Annotated in this window: 20 protein-coding genes and 1 other RNA gene; 3 read left to right on the top strand and 18 right to left on the bottom strand. The window is 40.0% G+C overall.

Going from position 1 to position 16,872, the window contains the following annotated elements:
* Positions 1-403 precede the first annotated feature (403 nt).
* Positions 404-1,288, bottom strand: coding sequence for a cupin domain-containing protein (locus HWX64_RS21155; RefSeq protein WP_175991644.1), 885 nt, complete (start codon positions 1,286-1,288; stop codon positions 404-406).
* A 260-nt stretch (positions 1,289-1,548) separates the two neighbouring features.
* On the opposite strand from HWX64_RS21155, the gene HWX64_RS21150 reads away from it, so the two are divergent.
* A complete protein-coding gene (locus tag HWX64_RS21150; protein WP_175991456.1) occupies positions 1,549-2,754 on the top strand; it encodes an IS4 family transposase in 1,206 nt (401 codons plus the stop codon).
* Positions 2,755-3,282: 528 nt separating this feature from the next.
* Here HWX64_RS21150 and HWX64_RS21145 read toward each other — a convergent pair.
* From HWX64_RS21145 to HWX64_RS21115, 7 genes are all read right to left on the bottom strand, one after another.
* A complete protein-coding gene (locus HWX64_RS21145; protein ID WP_175991643.1) occupies positions 3,283-3,666 on the bottom strand; it encodes a GNAT family N-acetyltransferase in 384 nt (127 codons plus the stop codon).
* A 101-nt stretch (positions 3,667-3,767) separates the two neighbouring features.
* Positions 3,768-4,547 (bottom strand): ABC transporter permease, encoded by a 780-nt coding sequence (locus tag HWX64_RS21140; protein WP_175991455.1) that lies wholly within the window; start codon positions 4,545-4,547, stop codon positions 3,768-3,770.
* On the bottom strand, positions 4,537-5,505 hold the full coding sequence (locus HWX64_RS21135) for an ATP-binding cassette domain-containing protein (RefSeq protein ID WP_254871233.1): 969 nt from the start codon (positions 5,503-5,505) through the stop codon (positions 4,537-4,539). The genes HWX64_RS21140 and HWX64_RS21135 overlap by 11 nt, the downstream gene beginning before the upstream one ends.
* 201 nt (positions 5,506-5,706) lie before the next feature.
* Positions 5,707-6,111 (bottom strand): nuclear transport factor 2 family protein, encoded by a 405-nt coding sequence (locus HWX64_RS21130; RefSeq protein ID WP_175991454.1) that lies wholly within the window; start codon positions 6,109-6,111, stop codon positions 5,707-5,709.
* Positions 6,112-6,172: 61 nt separating this feature from the next.
* Complete coding sequence (locus HWX64_RS21125) at positions 6,173-6,589, bottom strand: flavoprotein (RefSeq protein ID WP_175991453.1); 417 nt, start codon at positions 6,587-6,589, stop codon at positions 6,173-6,175.
* Positions 6,590-6,685: 96 nt separating this feature from the next.
* A non-coding RNA gene (gene ssrS, locus HWX64_RS21120) (6S RNA) lies at positions 6,686-6,873 on the bottom strand.
* A 56-nt stretch (positions 6,874-6,929) separates the two neighbouring features.
* Positions 6,930-7,367, bottom strand: a complete 438-nt coding sequence (locus HWX64_RS21115) for a peptidylprolyl isomerase (protein WP_175991452.1) — start codon at positions 7,365-7,367, stop codon at positions 6,930-6,932.
* 223 nt (positions 7,368-7,590) lie between these two features.
* Here HWX64_RS21115 and HWX64_RS21110 point away from each other — a divergent pair, with 223 nt between their 5' ends.
* On the top strand, positions 7,591-7,893 hold the full coding sequence (locus HWX64_RS21110) for a phage holin family protein (protein ID WP_175991451.1): 303 nt from the start codon (positions 7,591-7,593) through the stop codon (positions 7,891-7,893).
* 737 nt (positions 7,894-8,630) lie between these two features.
* On the opposite strand, the gene HWX64_RS21105 is transcribed toward HWX64_RS21110, so the two are convergent.
* Both HWX64_RS21105 and HWX64_RS21100 read right to left on the bottom strand, forming a co-directional pair.
* The gene (locus tag HWX64_RS21105) at positions 8,631-9,149 is read right to left on the bottom strand and encodes a type 1 glutamine amidotransferase domain-containing protein (RefSeq protein WP_175991450.1); all 519 of its coding nucleotides are present in this window, start codon (positions 9,147-9,149) and stop codon (positions 8,631-8,633) included.
* A gap of 60 nt (positions 9,150-9,209) precedes the next feature.
* The gene (locus tag HWX64_RS21100) at positions 9,210-9,350 is read right to left on the bottom strand and encodes a hypothetical protein (protein WP_175991449.1); all 141 of its coding nucleotides are present in this window, start codon (positions 9,348-9,350) and stop codon (positions 9,210-9,212) included.
* 225 nt (positions 9,351-9,575) lie between these two features.
* On the opposite strand from HWX64_RS21100, the gene HWX64_RS22220 reads away from it, so the two are divergent.
* Entirely contained in the window at positions 9,576-9,842 is a 267-nt protein-coding gene (locus HWX64_RS22220) for a hypothetical protein (RefSeq protein WP_175991448.1), read from the top strand.
* A gap of 38 nt (positions 9,843-9,880) precedes the next feature.
* Here HWX64_RS22220 and HWX64_RS21090 read toward each other — a convergent pair whose 3' ends face one another.
* The 8 genes from HWX64_RS21090 to HWX64_RS21055 form a co-directional block, all read right to left on the bottom strand.
* Positions 9,881-10,243 (bottom strand): YidH family protein, encoded by a 363-nt coding sequence (locus HWX64_RS21090; RefSeq protein WP_254871232.1) that lies wholly within the window; start codon positions 10,241-10,243, stop codon positions 9,881-9,883.
* A gap of 107 nt (positions 10,244-10,350) precedes the next feature.
* Complete coding sequence (locus HWX64_RS21085) at positions 10,351-10,647, bottom strand: rhodanese-like domain-containing protein (protein WP_175991447.1); 297 nt, start codon at positions 10,645-10,647, stop codon at positions 10,351-10,353.
* Between the two features lie 25 nt (positions 10,648-10,672).
* Positions 10,673-11,035: a rhodanese-like domain-containing protein gene (locus tag HWX64_RS21080; protein WP_175991446.1), complete on the bottom strand. Its 363-nt coding sequence runs from the start codon at positions 11,033-11,035 to the stop codon at positions 10,673-10,675.
* 563 nt (positions 11,036-11,598) lie between these two features.
* On the bottom strand, positions 11,599-11,907 hold the full coding sequence (locus HWX64_RS22010) for a hypothetical protein (protein WP_175990789.1): 309 nt from the start codon (positions 11,905-11,907) through the stop codon (positions 11,599-11,601).
* A 149-nt stretch (positions 11,908-12,056) separates the two neighbouring features.
* Entirely contained in the window at positions 12,057-12,983 is a 927-nt protein-coding gene (locus HWX64_RS21070) for a DUF1002 domain-containing protein (RefSeq protein ID WP_175991445.1), read from the bottom strand.
* A gap of 226 nt (positions 12,984-13,209) precedes the next feature.
* Positions 13,210-14,664 (bottom strand): ATP-binding protein, encoded by a 1,455-nt coding sequence (locus tag HWX64_RS21065; RefSeq protein WP_175991444.1) that lies wholly within the window; start codon positions 14,662-14,664, stop codon positions 13,210-13,212.
* Between the two features lie 180 nt (positions 14,665-14,844).
* Positions 14,845-15,621 carry a sulfite exporter TauE/SafE family protein gene (locus HWX64_RS21060; RefSeq protein ID WP_175991443.1) on the bottom strand — a complete coding sequence of 259 codons (777 nt, stop codon included), beginning with the start codon at positions 15,619-15,621 and terminating at the stop codon, positions 14,845-14,847.
* A gap of 81 nt (positions 15,622-15,702) precedes the next feature.
* Positions 15,703-16,830, bottom strand: coding sequence for an MBL fold metallo-hydrolase (locus tag HWX64_RS21055; protein WP_175991442.1), 1,128 nt, complete (start codon positions 16,828-16,830; stop codon positions 15,703-15,705).
* Positions 16,831-16,872 lie beyond the last annotated feature (42 nt).

Here is a 16,872-nt window from a genome sequence, read left to right as displayed (position 1 = left end):
ATAAAAAAGACCATAAGAAGATGTTTCTTCTTACAGTCTTTTACGCTCTATAATTGTGAACAAGGAGTGGGCGCATCCAGACAGAACCCGGCATGGTAAAAAACACAGAGACCGCCTGTTTAGAGAGTCCGACAGTAACATATACGGACGCCAATCCTATTCATGAATATCTTGAGCAAAAGTAAGTAAGTACCTTCTAAATTGCCTGATTCCATAAAGAACATAACAAATAAACCTATTGAAGCTAGGTACATTAACGTTCTAAATAAAATCCCTATTAATTTAAAAATAAATTAATAAATTAGCAATTTGTTGGTCTCATAAACTTACTTTCCCCCTTCTTCATTTACTTGATTATCTCACTTTTTCATTATTTTGTAAATTAGGTTTTTTCACTATTCCATTAACTCCAAAACGCGCCTAAATACCTGCCATGCTCCGCTTCTTCAGCAGCCATCGCATCTGCTTTTGTCTTATGAACAGTGCCTTTTGGATGCTGCGGCGGAGCATAGATCGAGTAAAGCTTCAGAGGCTCATTTCCTGTATTCGTAAGGTTATGCCAAGTACCAGCAGGAATCACGATTGCGTAGTCATCCTCTACGTTCCTTTGAAAGGTCAGGTTATTTGGATCATTCCCCATTTGTACGACACCCTGCCCCTGCTCTATTCGGAGGAACTGGTCAAGTTCCGGATGGTTTTCAAGGCCGATATCTTCCCCGACACCTATGCTCATCAATGTAACCTGAAGATGTTCCCCTGTCCAGAGGGCGGTGCGGAATGTATTATTGCTGACTGTCGCCTCTTCAATATCAATAGTGAACGGTTCCGGTCCATAATCCATTCGATTTCCTGCAGCAGTGCCCAAGTATCTTAATTTGTCCGCATGCTCCCATTCACCTTTGCAGGCGTTAAAGAAAGCTTCATAAATAGAAGGATCCTGGGTGATCATTGTTCCCGTCCGGTAGTGTTCATAGCTCTCCAGTTCCGCTTCATAACCTTTTTGGAGTCCTTCCTGGTAACTATAAAAAGGAATCTGTTCAATCTCATACATCGGCTGCACTCCAGTCATCGAGATATATAGATTGGTCAACCGGCCCCACTGCGCTCTTTCGTCCTCTGCGATTTGGGCTAGTTGATTCCTGTGTTCCTTATCTGGAGCCACATTTGCCAGCCTGCTGTAAAAATCAACCGCTGAAGCCTTTCCAATGATTCCGTTCAGTAATACGTCCATTACCTGGTGATTCTGACTCCCATTCGTATAATCATTCGTATAATATGGATAATACATTCTCACTCATTCCCTTCACCTTTTTACCACGATATGATATGCGGGAATTCCTGAGAGTGTGCGTTTACCCAAACAAGACCCGTCCCTCGATGCATTAACGTGTTAACGCATCGAGGGACGGGCCCACTAGCGTTGCACGACTTCAAAAATATGTAAAATAACGCAAAATGGTAAAATTTCTTTACAAAAACAAAAAAAGCCCTAATGTAGAAGATAGTGACCTAAACGTTCCCTAATCTTCTACAAAAGGAGCTCACGCAATGAGTAAAAGTATAGGTCAAAGAATGTTAATTTGTCAATGTTTATCCCAACTTCCTACGGAAGATTTACAATGTCCTCTTCTTGATTATGGAAAGAAGCTGACTACCGAAGCCCTATTAAGGATAGGTGTGGCTGCGCACCTGGATCAGATGAGTTCGTATTCTCATATTGAAGAAAAGATCCGAGCGTATACCGATCTAATGAAACTATTGAATGTCAACGGGATTAGTGGCTCTCAAATAAGCCGGCGGATCAACGATCTTTCTACCGAGGTAGTACAAAGTGTTTTTATCAAAGTAATGGCTAAAGTTCGTCACTACACTCGGAAGCAAAACGGTATTTCGAATGCGATTGGACGTTTGAACATCGTGGATTCTACAGAATTTCGGTTACCTGAAAACATGTGTGACTGGGCCTTTATTTCAAAGGGCCATAATGCTGTTAAAATGCATACACGATTGGTTGTCACTTCCAAAAATACAGTGTTTCCAGATAAAATCGTCCCTTCAACGGGTAATGTGACAGACTTTGAAAGCTCAGATGTCATCATTGAAGAGGCTAACGCTACCTATGTCATGGATAGAGGGTATGGATCGAAGAAAAACTTGATGGACTGGTTGGACAAAGAAATTGATTTTGTTGCCCGTATTGGAAAGAACTTAGTTCTTTACACATTGGAAGAACGAGAACCAACTCACTCGTCTGTTCTAAAAGACGAGACCGTTAATTTTGGTATTTCAAATGAACCCGTTCGCTACATTGAGTTTGTCGATGAAAAGAATCAAGTATATCGGATTTTGACCACTCGCTTTGATTTAACGGATGTGGAAATCCTCGAAATCTACAAAAACCGATGGTTGATTGAACTCTTCTTCAAATGGATAAAGGGTCATCTCAAGATGAAAAAGATATGGAGTACCAAACCGCAAGGTATCTGGAATCACATGTTTCTAGCACTAATCGCATACGGGCTATCACTGTTAATCAAGCTTCAACTGAACTCAACGAAGACGGCATGGAACTTCTTTCGAGTCTTACAGATTTATTTATTCCAACCGGCAGACAGAATCTTGAATGAGTTAAACCGAAGGAAGAAACCATCCAAAGGAAGGCAGAAAGTGCAAAAACCTCTGGGGAAAAAGAATCTGTTTTTTGGTGATACTGGGATTGTGATGGTGAAAGAAAAGAAACCGAAGAAGAAATAACAATGGCACATTATACATATGTAAAAAAAAGGGAACAAGGTTGAGTTAACACCTTACTTCCCTTTTTTAATTTAGAAACTCAAAATAGATGTAAAATAATTGAATATATTCAATTTAATTACTTTCGTGCAACGCTAGTGGGACGGGCCTTTGCCACATTTGCCTTTGCACATTTGAACGTTTCAATTAAAGAAAGGAGGGGAATAGTTTTTTATCAAGAATTTAAAAATAGCTGGGAGGAACACCAATGCTTGGAACAACAGGGTTTTCTTTATTTTTGATACTTCCTCTGATCATAATATTAGGCTTGGTTGGAGTAACCATATGGTTTTTCAAAAAGAAATCGAAGAAGGATAAAAATTTTTAATAATGTTACGCTTCTAAAAAAAGATTTAAATACAAGGGTGCCCGGCCAAGTTGAAACCTCAAATAGCAGCACCTAAAAAGCTTCGTGTTTCTACACACGAAGCTTTTTAGCATTTACTTTTTTCTTAAATTTGTTTTATGATGTAAAGCAACTACAATGAATTACTTTCTATGCATGACAAATTGAGACTTGCTGACCTTAAACTTACTTTTTTCGTAAAATGGAAGCAGGTCCTCTTCGCAAAACAAACTGATCACATCAATATGAGAAAGCTCATCAAGTAAGCGGGATACGAGCTTTATACCAATCCCCGATTTCTGAAATTCACTTTGTATCACCACATCTTCAATGTACGCCCTGAATACACCGTCGGTCACTGCTCTTGCAAAACCTATAAGGACGTTGTTTCTCCAGGCGCCAACCGAATTGGTTTGTTGAACAAGCATCCCCTGAACATCCATTTCTTTTCTCTCTTCCCACCACCCTGCATCTTTATAAAGATTCATCAGTTCGGCAGCTTTTATCGGCCTTTCAGAGACACTCATTATTTCAACAGTCAATCTTGCCACCCCCTCTTTCATTTATTTTCTTTGTCCGGTCATTTGTGGTCATTTAATTCATTCTAGAAATAAATTTTACTTTGGAATCATTTCCTTGAGACAGCCCCTTTTGCTGAAACCGCAGCAAACGTTATCGTGATGGCACTGACAATGATGATGGCGAAAACACCTTGCATCAATTCCGGGAAGATCCATCCGTCGATCAGGACGGTACGCATGCTTTCGAAGATGTATGTGGTTGGGTTGATCGTTGCTGCAATCTTCATCCACTGTGCTTCAATCAATTCATATGGAACGAAAGTCGTACTCAGGAAAATAAGCGGGAAAAAGATGAAAGTACCTGCCTGTGCTGCTTGTGCATTTCTAGTCCGTAACGCAATACCTACGGAATATCCGGCAAAAGCAAGACCCCAGCCGACGGCAATCAAAAGCACGAATAGTACACCGGCAAACCCTGTCTCAACTTCCAGTCCGAGTAAAAACGCCATGCAGATGATCAGAAGCGTCTGAACAAGCAACTGCAGCATTCCGGCAATAATCGGACCGAGTACGATCGCAAGTCTTGATGCCGGTGTTAGTAAAAGCCTTGAGAAAAAGCCGTTCTCAATATCTTTCACAATGCTCTGCCCAGCTCCCCCTGCACCTCCGATGGCAGCAGAAACAATGGAAACAGGTAATATGAATGCGAGGTAATCAGCCCCCTCAAATGTTGGGAGTTGAGAAATCCCGCTCAATCCCCCTTCATATACGAGCAGGAAGAACGCAGAAATAATTAAGTTCGGGATGAAAGAAAATGGGTTCCTGAGGGTTGTTTTGATATTTCTGATGGTCATCAGCCATGTATCTTTTAGTACACTATTCCCCACAGACCTTCACCCCTTCCTGTGTATCGCTCGTCAGTTTCAGGAAGATATCATCCAGGGTAGGGGATGACAACTGGATATCTACTACTGCAATACCTTCTGTGTCAAAGATACGGACAACCTCCAGCAGCTGTTTCGTACCTTGTTCTACATAAATGAGGATTTTGCCTTGTTGGTTGATGACATCGACATCCTTAAGCTGCTGTCGAATTAGATCAGCAGAAGTATCCACCTTCTCTTTATCCTTCAACGTGATGGTGATCAAATCATGGCCGATTTGTGCCTTCAGCTCTTTTGGGGACCCCATCGCAACCATTTCGCCCTTATTGATGATGCCGATTCGATCAGCAAGGGAATCCGCTTCTTCTAAGTATTGTGTGGTCAGGAAGATCGTCGTCCCCTTTTCCTTATTCAGTCTGCGAAGCTCTTCCCATATCGCCATCCGGCTTGAGGGATCGAGACCAGTCGTCGGCTCATCAAGGAACAGGATTTTTGGTTCGTTGACAAGGGTGAGGGCGAGATCCAGTCTTCTCCTCATTCCGCCGGAATAACTGCCGATCCGGCGTTCAGCTGCTTCTGTCAGATTGACGATTTCAAGCAGGTTTTGCGCCCGTATTTTTCCTTCATCTTTACTAAAGCCGAATATGTATGCCTGCAATTCAACCATTTCACGTCCAGTCAGGTCCGGATCAACACCCGTTTCCTGCAGGGCGACCCCGATATGCTGACGTACTAGTTCCGGCTGACTGATTACATCATACCCTGCCACCTTCACTTTACCTGAAGTAGCATTGATTAACGTCGTCAATATCTGGACCGTTGTGGATTTTCCCGCTCCATTAGGACCTAAGAAAGCAAAAAATTCTCCCTCCTCTACTTGAAAAGAGACACTTTTAACAGCATGGACGTTCCCTTTTTTAAACATTTTAGTAAGTTCCTCAACCACGATTCTTCCATTCACTGACACCCCTCCGATTCTACCTTTCTATCTACCCTTATTCGTCAGCTTCGTCCAAAAATCCTTTAATATAAGGGGAGCTAAAACTCACCCGACGCAAAAAAAGAACGACTCCATTCCTTGTCATATACAAGCAAAAGAGCCGTCCCTTAGTCACACCCGTAGGTTTGAAATTGGATTCAGTTCACACGTTCATTCTAAACGCTAAAATATCCCATTCTCATTCGGAGAATCTTCCGGAATGAGCTGTCCTATATCCCACATTTCAACGATCCGATCATCCTGAAAGCGAAAGATGTGAACGACAACCGCTCCAAGGTCCTCTGGATTCTGCCTTACATGGGAGTGAACCATCACAGTGTCTCCTTCTTCCACAGAATGCTTGACCTCAAAAATCTTATCAGGATTTTCAGCAGCATTCTCTTCCATTGCAGTCATAAGTGATTCTGCATCTCCGCGGAAATAAGGATTATGGTGACATATGTCAGGGCTTGTATAACTACTGAATGCTTCCCTGACACTCCCTGATGCTGCCATTTGCAGGAAAGACACTGCATTCTCTTTCCTTGAATATGTACTTTTAACCTGTCTTTCACTCATTTCAACCATCCTCTCAAATATTCACTTAACACTTTATATTTTAAAGGGAATTTAAGGCATATGCGAATTCTTATTTATATATTTTCTTTACATTCTCGATCGGAACCCCAGCTTCTATATAACTTCTGACCAGCTTCCAGTCCCCACCTTCAAATTTTTTAAACGTGTTAAAAAACAAATTCACGGTTTCCATTGAGTTTCCATGAATGACGATAGTCGCAGAAAAGGTCGCGAGCATTTCATTCTCCCTTAATGGGATGATTGAGATTTCGTTTACATCCCATTGGGCTTGCTTTTCCTTTACGAAGTCAAACCCTTGTTTCCAGCCATTGATTGATTCTTGGTAACCAAAGTCTGCTATTTCACCCCCCGATATTTCCCTGGCTTGATAATCAGCAGATATACATTTTTCCATCTCCCAGATCGATGATTGTTTCCATGCAGCTAAAAAAGCATCAAGAAATTCACTAAATGAGCCGTCAGTCATAATTGCCTCCTTATGTGTTCCATATACTGTGTTTATTACCTGGGTATACAAATAAAAAGCCAGCTCTCTTATGAGAACTGGCTTGATGTTTGTAAAGTTAGAGCCACATTTGCCGTAATGTTAGATAAGAAAGTTTTAAACCACCACTCCTCAAAGTGGGTGTTTGCAGAAGACTTCCTGTCGTCCTCTATCGTGGAGGCTTGACATTCCGGCTTCGATATAAAACTCCCTGTTACAGTTTAAAGGTTAAAACTTCGTTATGATTACGTACAACGCAGCTTGTATGTTATATATTATATGATTTACACAGAAATTTCAACCCTAAAATCTCAAAAGATGATTAGGCGTCAAACACTTCAACTTTCTCCATTACATCGCCATTTCTCATTGATTTTACGGTATCGATGCCTGAAGTCACTTTTCCGAAAACAGTATGAACACCGTTTAAATGCGGTTGTGGGTCATGAACGATAAAGAATTGGCTTCCGCCTGTGTCTTTACCAGCATGTGCCATTGAAAGAGATCCTTCTTCGTGCTTGTGAGGATTGCCTTCAGTTTCACATTTGATGGTGTAGCCGGGTCCCCCCATCCCATTTCCATTCGGGCAGCCCCCTTGACTCACAAATCCAGGAATGACACGGTGGAATGTCAAGCCGTCATAAAAACCTTCTTTTGCTAATTTCTCAAAGTTTTCTACTGTTCCTGGAGCTTCATTAGGGAATAAATCAAATTCAACCTTTTCACCTGTTTGAAATTGTATGTATCCTTTTTTCGCCATTATTAACAACTCCTAATCATATATAAAGTCATTCATATTTTATCACTGAAGGTATGTATTGTCACTTTTAACATGATCATCACTCATCTTTGCCATCTCCCCCATTCATTTCATCCATTTAATAGGCGGTTTCCATGTCGTCCCTCTTACTTTAAATTGTCATGAATGTGACAGGCATAGGAATAGATTAGTAACAGCCCGATTCATAAGGAGGATTCTGCATATGACAGAATTGTTCAACGGAATAACCATACACCCTCAATTGACGACTCTTGTTCCCATACTTTGGGTATTAGGTTTTGCACTAAAAAGAACGCCTCAGATTCCTGACTGGTTGATCATTGGGATTTTATTAGTGGTCGGTGTGGCAGTCAGCAGCTGGAGATTGGGATTCGATTTTAACGGCATTGCAAATGGCTTCATTTGTACAGGAGCCGCCATCACCACCCATCAATCCATCAAGCAGACGTTTTTTGCCCGATTGAATGATCGGGACAAAAGGCAAAATAATAAAAATGATAAATAGTCTGTTAAAAAAAGACCAAAACAATTAACGGGTTCTCTTTTAAGGTACAAACTATAAAAAACATTGGAAAAGGGAAGCAAATCTAATGATTTTGCAACCCTTTTTTTATTGGATATAACAAACTTTTAATGGAATTCGGGTTTTACCGAAACTGCACGAAAATTGAAGCGTTACAGAGCTTTCTGTAACGCTTCAATTACAATGTTTTTTATCATCTGGCTAACGTGTTAGTGTAGTTTCCAAAGTTGAAAGATGTGAAAATTAGATAAATCCTTATTAAACTAAAGAACAGGTTGTTTGGCTGCATAGGATACCTTATCCCCGATAGAGTAACTAAAGATATAAATAAGGGGAAATTTTCCCGCTAATCTGCTGAAGCTCGCTTGGATAGGGGTTAATAAGGGGAAAATTTTCCTCTAATCTTGCCCAGATCCCCAATTTTAATGTTTTTCAAGTAAATAGAAGTAAAACTTCCCTTTATTTTAACTGTTTTCAGATCCATTTCTTCATTAAGGGAAATTTCTCCCCTTATTTAATAATCCAATCTTACTGATACTTTCATCTGGCGCGAGGGGGTCCACTTTTGTTCACTCTGTCGGGTAAGATTCCCTGTAAATGCATCTGCGATTACTGCCACATTTTGCGGTGTAGATTGCAATTTTGCAATCAAAAACAGAACCCGTTAAAGAAACAATACCCTCTTCCTTACGAAGGCGGGTATTTTTCGGTTTTTACTTTTAAGCCATTACGTCAATAAAGGCCCGCATGTAGTCTGGTAAGTCAGGAGGTCTGCGGCTTGAGACGATATGACCATCAACCACCACGGGTTCGTTCACCCAAACGGCCCCGGCGTTTTCCATATCATCCTTGATACCTGGAGTACTGGTTACTTTTACCCCGTTTAAAATTTTTGCAGAAATCAATACCCAGCCTGCATGACAAATTTGGCCGATTGGCTTGGTATCAGAATTCATATCTTTGATCATATTAATGACTTCAGGATATCTCCGCAATTTATCAGGAGACCATCCCCCGGGTACTAATATAGCGTCGTAGTTTTCCGGATTGACTTCGTTAAATGAATAGTCGGTTACGATCGGTACTCCATATTTCCCAATGTATTCTTCGTCTGCTTTTTCCCCGACGATATGAACCTCAGCTCCTTCTTCCTTCAAACGAAGGACAGGATACCACAGTTCAAGGTCTTCAAAATCACCGCTTACAAGCTGAATGATCTTTTTACCCTTAAGTTTCATGTTCATCCCTCCCATGTATCTATTGTGCTGACAATAGAAGTTCTTTGCAACTAATAAACCTTAATTATACGGACTGTACTTCTTTATCGCTTTAATGATGGTACTGGTTTGGACCAGGGAAACGGCTATCGCTATTACCGTCATCATGGCTCCGCATATGTATATAACGGCAGACAATTGCTTGCTTGTAACCTTTCTCATATGATCACCTTTCTCATTTAACTCTCATAAAGGTATTATGCCAAAAATTAGAAATAATATGAATGCCGGATTTTCATACCTGCGAAATACTCTAAAGGAAGAAGTATAGTTGACCGCCTGTATTACTATTTATTGGATTTTATAAAATGTTTAAAAGAATAGATGCCGGGAATACAAAAAGCAAAGAAGCAATTTAAAAAGATGCATTTACTAGGAGGAGAAAATATGAAAGTGAATAAAACATTATTAGTTGGAGCTACTGTAACTGCAGGTTCGTTAGGATGGCTTTTATCTTCTAAAGAAAACAGAAATCACCTGCACAATATGAAAGAAGGAATCATGACAAAGATCAAAAAACGGAAATCAGAAGACCTTCCAGTTGAAAAAGGCGGTAATCCCGACCCTCAAAATATCGAGGATAATTCGATGGTAAGTGAAGGTGCAATGACGTCAGTTCAATATTATAATGAAAAGAAACAGGATAATGAATAAAGCAGGGATTTCAATCCCTGCTTTTTTGCTTTTACAAACTATATATTTAACGAAAATAAATACATACATACAAAGATTAAAATGACCATCGCAACAATGGACATGAAGATAATCACTGCGTTGGCGGATGTAAACGTTTGTGTATTGATATGCTTGCGTGCCCGATAATAATTAACGGTTGAGCCGATTATCAGGAATAGACCGATCAATATGCTTACCCCGCTTATCAAAACAGTGATCTGCCCTTGAAATTCATTCTGCTGGGTTGAGGTGTAATGCAAGCTGGTTGTTAAAAAACCTATCCCCAGTATCGCTATGGATGTTCTGATCCAGGCTAAATAGGTCCGTTCATTTGCCAAATGCTGCTGGATATATTTAGATTCATTTGTTTCTTTCAACACACATCATCTCATTTCCTTTGTTCTGCCATTACTCCTTACTATAATTACCTTGATTATGATTGAGAAAACAAAAAGGACCAAAAAATTTCAGTCCTTTACACGCAGTATTATTGAAGTGTACCTTCCCAAGCAGACATCCCACCATCCATGTTCACTACATCAAAGCCTTGATATTCAAGAAACCGGACAGCCTGACTGCTTCTTCCACCAGATTGACATACGATGAAATATTGATTTGTCTTATCCAATTCATTCATTCTGAATTCCAATAGACCCAAGGGAATATTTACTGCATCAGGAATTTTCCCTGTTCTGACCTCGTCTGTTTCTCTTACATCAATGATATTTAGTACATCCCCATTTTCAAGTTTCTTTTGTAATTCAGCAGGTGTAATACGATTCATATTCATTCCCCTTTCTTTCATCAGATTATTCAGACCATGCATTCATTCCGCCTCTTACGTTTACAACAGATTGGAATCCTGAAGATGATAAAATCTTACCCGCTTTGGCACTTCGCATTCCACTCTGGCAGATCACGATTATTTCTTTTTCCTTCGAAAGCTTGTCCATATTTTTTTGCAGTGTATGAAGCGGAATATTTTTAAATCCTTTTATACGACTTCCTTTAAACTCACCAGGAGTGCGTACATCAATAAATTGTTTGGAAGTATCTCCTAAGTGCTTCTTTAACTCTGAAGTGGTGATTTGTTTTATATTTTTCCCGGGCTTCATTTGCCTTACATATAATAATATCAAGAATACCATGATCAATAATCCTATAAATTCCATGAAGACACCCTTTCTGTTTAATATATAATCATTATATACCCCTATAGGTATACAGTCAAATAATTTTTTCACTCAGTTAATCGCAATATAAATTTATAAGGAGAAGGAAAGAGCTGGGACAAAACTAAAAAGTCACCACTTTAAGGCTAACATTTTATTTTAGGGTTTAATACCGCTATTGATTTCCGTGCAAGACTTCGCTTTCCGCGGGTAGCCCGTGAGCCTCCTCGGCAAGCCTGCGGGGTCTCACATGTCTAGCTGCAGGGCTTAGAGGCACAGGTCATAAGCCAAACCGACCAAGAAGGCAAAGAGCGCCTTCCAGGCCGATTCGTCTTATGCCCCCCGCCTCTCTTCAAAGCCCTTCCGCTTTTCTTATAAGCTACTCTTTCCGCAGGAGTCTTCGTCTTGCACTACAATCAACCGCTGGAAACAGCTAAAAATTAATTGTACGTTTAGACAAATAAAAAACCCAACTAATTTGCCTTCTAGGAGACAAATTAGTTCGGGTTTTTCTTAACATTAATGTTTCATCCTTCAATGTAAATATCTCATCACATAAATAATCAATAGTAATAAAAATATCTTTTTCCAAATTTATTATATGGGCCTCCTACGATCTGTCCTCCCAGAAACCCCAGTCCCAATCCGATCAACCCGGCACCTAACGGATTTAAACCATACCCATAGCCATAGCCATATCCTGGCCCGGGTCCCTGTACTGGCGGAGGATACCCTGGAAACCAATATCCGTATCCAGGCTGTCCGCCAACCGGTCCATATTGAGCATATGCCCCTTGGTAGGATGGATCAATAGTTGAAAACCCAGGACTCTGATTAAAGTTCATTCCATACATATTTCGTTTAAAGTTCATAGCTGACACTCCTCTTTATTAGCCTATTAGCAAACAGGAATTATGGAAGGGCATTTGACTAGTGAAAATAAAGTATTCATATCATGTCATTCCACTTAAAAAAATGAGATCTCAAAAAAAGAAGCCCAGATTGGTCTGGGCTTCAAAAGTTACGAGAATAAATTCTTTATCGATCTAAAGAAATCAGCTATTGCGTCCAATAAACTTGTAAAGAAATCTGATACCTTTTGACCAAAACTCTCATCATTTACAATATCTTTTATGGTTGATTGAATATCCTTCGTTAAATCCTCGAGTTGCTGCTGGACGTTATCAAAGTCAATATCGAGGGATCTGATTTTATCAAATAAATCAACCAGTAATTGACGATCTTCGGGACTTAGCTCAATGTTCATATTCTGAAGCTTTTCTTCAACTATTTTCTCCACTTCTTCTTTGGTTGCCGGATCCTGTTCTGCAATTTCCTTTTTGATTTCTGTAAGCAATTCACTTACTTGTTCTTTATCGATGCCGGCTTCCTTTGCTAATTCAGTGGCTACGTTTAATTCTTCGTTCGCCACTTCCATCCGAACGGAATCCAGTTTTTCACCACTAACATCATAAGCCTTATAGATGCCAGTTAAAGCGGAGTGTCCGCTTACCTTTACAGGGGAGGCTACTTCAACATCTGCATTTTCCACTCCAGCAGTCAATAAAGCATTGGCATACATGGATTCAGTTACTTCTGTAATATGATCAGGTGTAACGATTTCTACATTCAGACCCTGTCCTTTTTCCTGTCTGGTTATCTTGGCCGATGAAAACATGCGGGCATTCCTGTTTTCTCCTTCGATATATTTAACAAGGTCTTCCCCTGTTGCGGTAAATTCCTCGACATCGTCATTCTCATCAATGCCGAGCTGGTCCTGTACATCCTTTTTTTGCTGTTCCGTGAGTGTCTCACCGTATACCACAATCGGAACTCCAAACTTTTCATTAATACTTTCTTTTTCATTGTTGTTATCTGAAGCCGCTGCGGGCTGTCCTAAACCAATCACCAATAGTATAAGAAGTACAATACTCATTAATTTTTTCATTTTTGGATTCTCCTTTTTACTCCATTCAATGTTTTTGGTGGTTCTTCAAACTTTCATACATTGTACTAGTCCCTTTCTTTCTTTGCATCATTCTCTGGTCTTATTTTTCTACATTGTAATAGACGTTTAATAATGAAATAAGTTTCAAACCAAGCTTGGTAATTTACTCCACAACAATACACGTGCAATATAAAAATCGATGATGGACTTGGCCTCATCGTTTTCGTTAACTATGTACTGCTATAGGTAAAAGTACCTCGACACTTGTTCCGTTTGAATCACTGCTGATGTTCATCTTACCAAAGTGATTCTCGATGATTTGTTTACTCACCATGATCCCTAAACCTGTTCCATCACTTTTGGTAGTAAAGAAGGGTTCGCCGATTCTGCCGGCTATTTCTTCAGGGATTCCTTCTCCTTCATCAATAAACCGAATCACCATGTCCTGGCTGCATCTTTCAATTTCGATTGTGACTTTTCCTCCAAAGGACATAGCTTCAATTGCATTTTTTATAAAATTGATGAATACTTGTTTGATCTGATTTTCATCACAGGTTATTGAGCATGGACGGCTATTGAACCTATATGAAATTTCAATATTTTTCATGATGGCATCTGCATTAATCAATGTAACTACCTGATTGACCAAGTCAATCAAATTAACTTCTTTCATGTCAGCATCCTTAGGTTTTGCCAATGCGAGCATCTCATTTAAAATCGATTCGATTCTCGTCATTTCAGATGAAATTACTTCAAAATAACCTTTCTTTTGAGGTAAATCACTCTCCATTAATTGGAGGAAGCCTTTAATCGAAGTAATTGGATTTCTTATTTCATGGGCGATTCCGGCAGCCAGCTGACCTGCAACAGATAGTTTTTCTGACTTTAACATCAGTTCTTGTGTTAATTTTTGTTCAGAAAGATCGCGTATAATAATGTGAAAGGCTTTTTCATGATTAAAATAAGTCGGAATGGCTTTTATCTCTACTTCTATGGACGATCCATCCAAGCAAACAAGCTTATAGGATTTTGGCAGGACCGTTTCTCCTTTGCTTAATTTCGTCAGTCTTTCTTCCAGCGTCTCTCTATCAGTATGATGTACAAATTCCAGTATGCTTCTATTCATGATCTGCGACTTACTTTCCGCTTTCAACAGCTTGACGCCTGTTTCATTAATATATTGACAAATATCCTTTTTGGAGATCAGTACCGTGTCAGGGGAAAACTCCACAATTCTTCTATACAGCTCCCCGCTGTATTCAAGATTCTTATCATTTAATTTTTCAGCCGTCAAATTTTTCAAGAAACCATACATCCCGATGACTTCACCATTATGTTCAATTGCTAAAAAGGTCATATTCGTATCTATTTGCTTATCATTTGAATCAACGATTCTTAAGTCCACATTACGGATACCGCCGTTCCTTATTGCGGAAAGTGCAGATTTTGCATTATCGATGTCTTTATGAGCTATATAGTGCAGGAAGTTGGTATGTAATAATTCAGAATGTGGGTATCCCAATTCTGGTTTCACCAGCTCATTCAGATACATAAAATGCCCTTGGTCATCCAAGACAAATATACAGTCAGCATGATTCGTGAACGTTATTTCATTGGAAAGAAGCTTTTGCTGTATATGATCATGCAGCAGCCTTCTTTTTATTTGAGCTTCATCAGACACAGTCCTCTTCCCTCCATCCAGCATATTAAAATTGGTTTTTATTTCCTAGACAACTCTATTGTACCGAAAATGAAACCATTTGTATAACGTTTTTGCTCAATTCTGATAATTCAAACTAGTAAAAAACACCTATTCCCGCCTGCGATACATTGCAGTGTGGGAAAGGTGTCTTAGGATTTCTTATAGTATATCGAGCCAAATCTTGATGGCTGTACCCAAAATCAATACTGCCAAGATAGTCTGCAGTAATTTAGTGTTCATTTTCTTACCTGCCGTGGCACCGAGTGGGGAAGCGATTAAGCTTGCAACCACCATAATCAATGCCGGTACATAATCTACTTGACCAGTACTGATTTTCCCGACTGTTGAGCCGATAGAAGAAATGAGGGTAATGGCAAGTGATGAAGCAATCGTCATCTTTGTAGGGATTTTAAGAACCACAAGCATGATTGGAACTAATAGAAATGCTCCAGCAGCTCCAACGATCCCTGCTCCGATCCCGACGATTAATGACAATACGGCTGCAAGCCATTTATTGAATGTAACATCCTCAAACTTGATGTCATCGATGCCTTTTTTGGGGATGAACATCATGATTGCTGCCGTTAATGCAAGTACTCCGTATACAAGGTTGATGCCGTCTTCACTCATGGCCTTGGAACCGTAGCCCCCGATGAAGCTTCCGATCAGGATGCTCACACCCATGTAAGTGATGAGCGTTTTGTTCAAGTAACCGCCTTTACGGTAAGCCCATACCCCGCCCAGTGTGGCGAAGAACACTTGCACCGCACTGATACCGGATACTTCATGAGCGGAAAATGAAGCGACTCCAAGTAATGGAGGGATATATAGAAGCATCGGGTACTTGATGATACTCCCTCCGATTCCTACCACCCCGGAAATATATGAGCCAATGAAGCCAATTAAAAAGACTGTAATGATAAATGCCAGATCCACTGTAAAGTTCCTCCTTTACTGTTAAATGGGAACCTTTTAAAGGTCCCCATTTATTTCTTTCGTGTTGAAAAAGTATTCAGATTATCGAACGGCACAGCGGTTTGGTCCGATTTCCATTTCACGCTGCTTTTCTTCATCAGGAGTGACTTTCCCCATGTTTGTTTCACGGATTTCCTGATAAGCATTTGGCTGTGGAGGCAGGTTTTCAGAAACCAATTTTCTGAACTCTTCTTCATCTTCAATATTCAAACCGTGGTTTTTGGCAAATAGAGTACCCAGTTTTTCTCCAACCGTTCCGTCTTCGTTTAATTCGTCAATGATCATGAAGTGAGCAGGTAATACAGTCAGCTCCATGGATAAGTTTTTATAACGCTTATAAAGACTTTCTCTTAAGTCTGCAACCCAGTCTTCAGCTTTTCCAGCAAGGTCTGGACGTCCGATGCTGTCTATGAACAGGATGTCTCCTGATAGTAAATATTTCTCGTCAATGACGAATGAAGTTGATCCAATTGTGTGTCCAGGTGAATATAAAGCATTGATATCGATCGTTGAATTACCGATAACGACTTTATTACCATCCTGGAGTGCAGCATACTCAAACGTAACTTCCTCAGCATCTTTCGGAGGCAGCCAGTAAGCGGCATTCGTCGCTTCAGCGATTTTTCGTCCGCCTGAAATATGATCCGCATGTAAGTGAGTATCGAAAACATTCGTGATTTCTGCGTTTTTCTCTTTTGCAAAATCGATGAAAATATCAGTCATGCGTGTAGCATCAACCACTGCTGCTTCACCATTCGAAACCACCATGTATGAAAGACAGCCTTTACCTAAACGGACGAATTGATATAGCTCTCCTCCGTCAGTGAGATCACCGACCTTGACCGGTTCAAGATGTTCACTCCACGCTTTCATTCCGCCTTCAAGATAAGCCACATCTTTGCCTTCTTCTGAAAGCATTTCTGCCACCATTACAGAAGAACCTTCTTTCGCACAGACAACCAGAATATCCTTATCGTTTGGAAGTTTATCCATTATCTCTTCGACACCATCTAAAAGATCGAAGTAAGGGATGTTCAGATATTCAAACGTATGTCCGTCAATTTTCCAATCTTCAAACGCATCTGTGTTACGTACATCCAAGATAAACAAATCTTCTTTATTCATCACTTTTTTTGCTACTTCTTTTGGACTCATTGCTTTTACTGCCATTGTTTCTACCTCCCAGTATTATTTTTATCTGTTATTCACGAA

Source organism: Bacillus sp. Marseille-Q1617 (genome assembly GCF_903645295.1).
Taxonomy (GTDB): Bacteria; Bacillota; Bacilli; order Bacillales; family Bacillaceae_B; genus Rossellomorea.
This window is presented reverse-complemented; position numbering and strand designations above follow the sequence as displayed.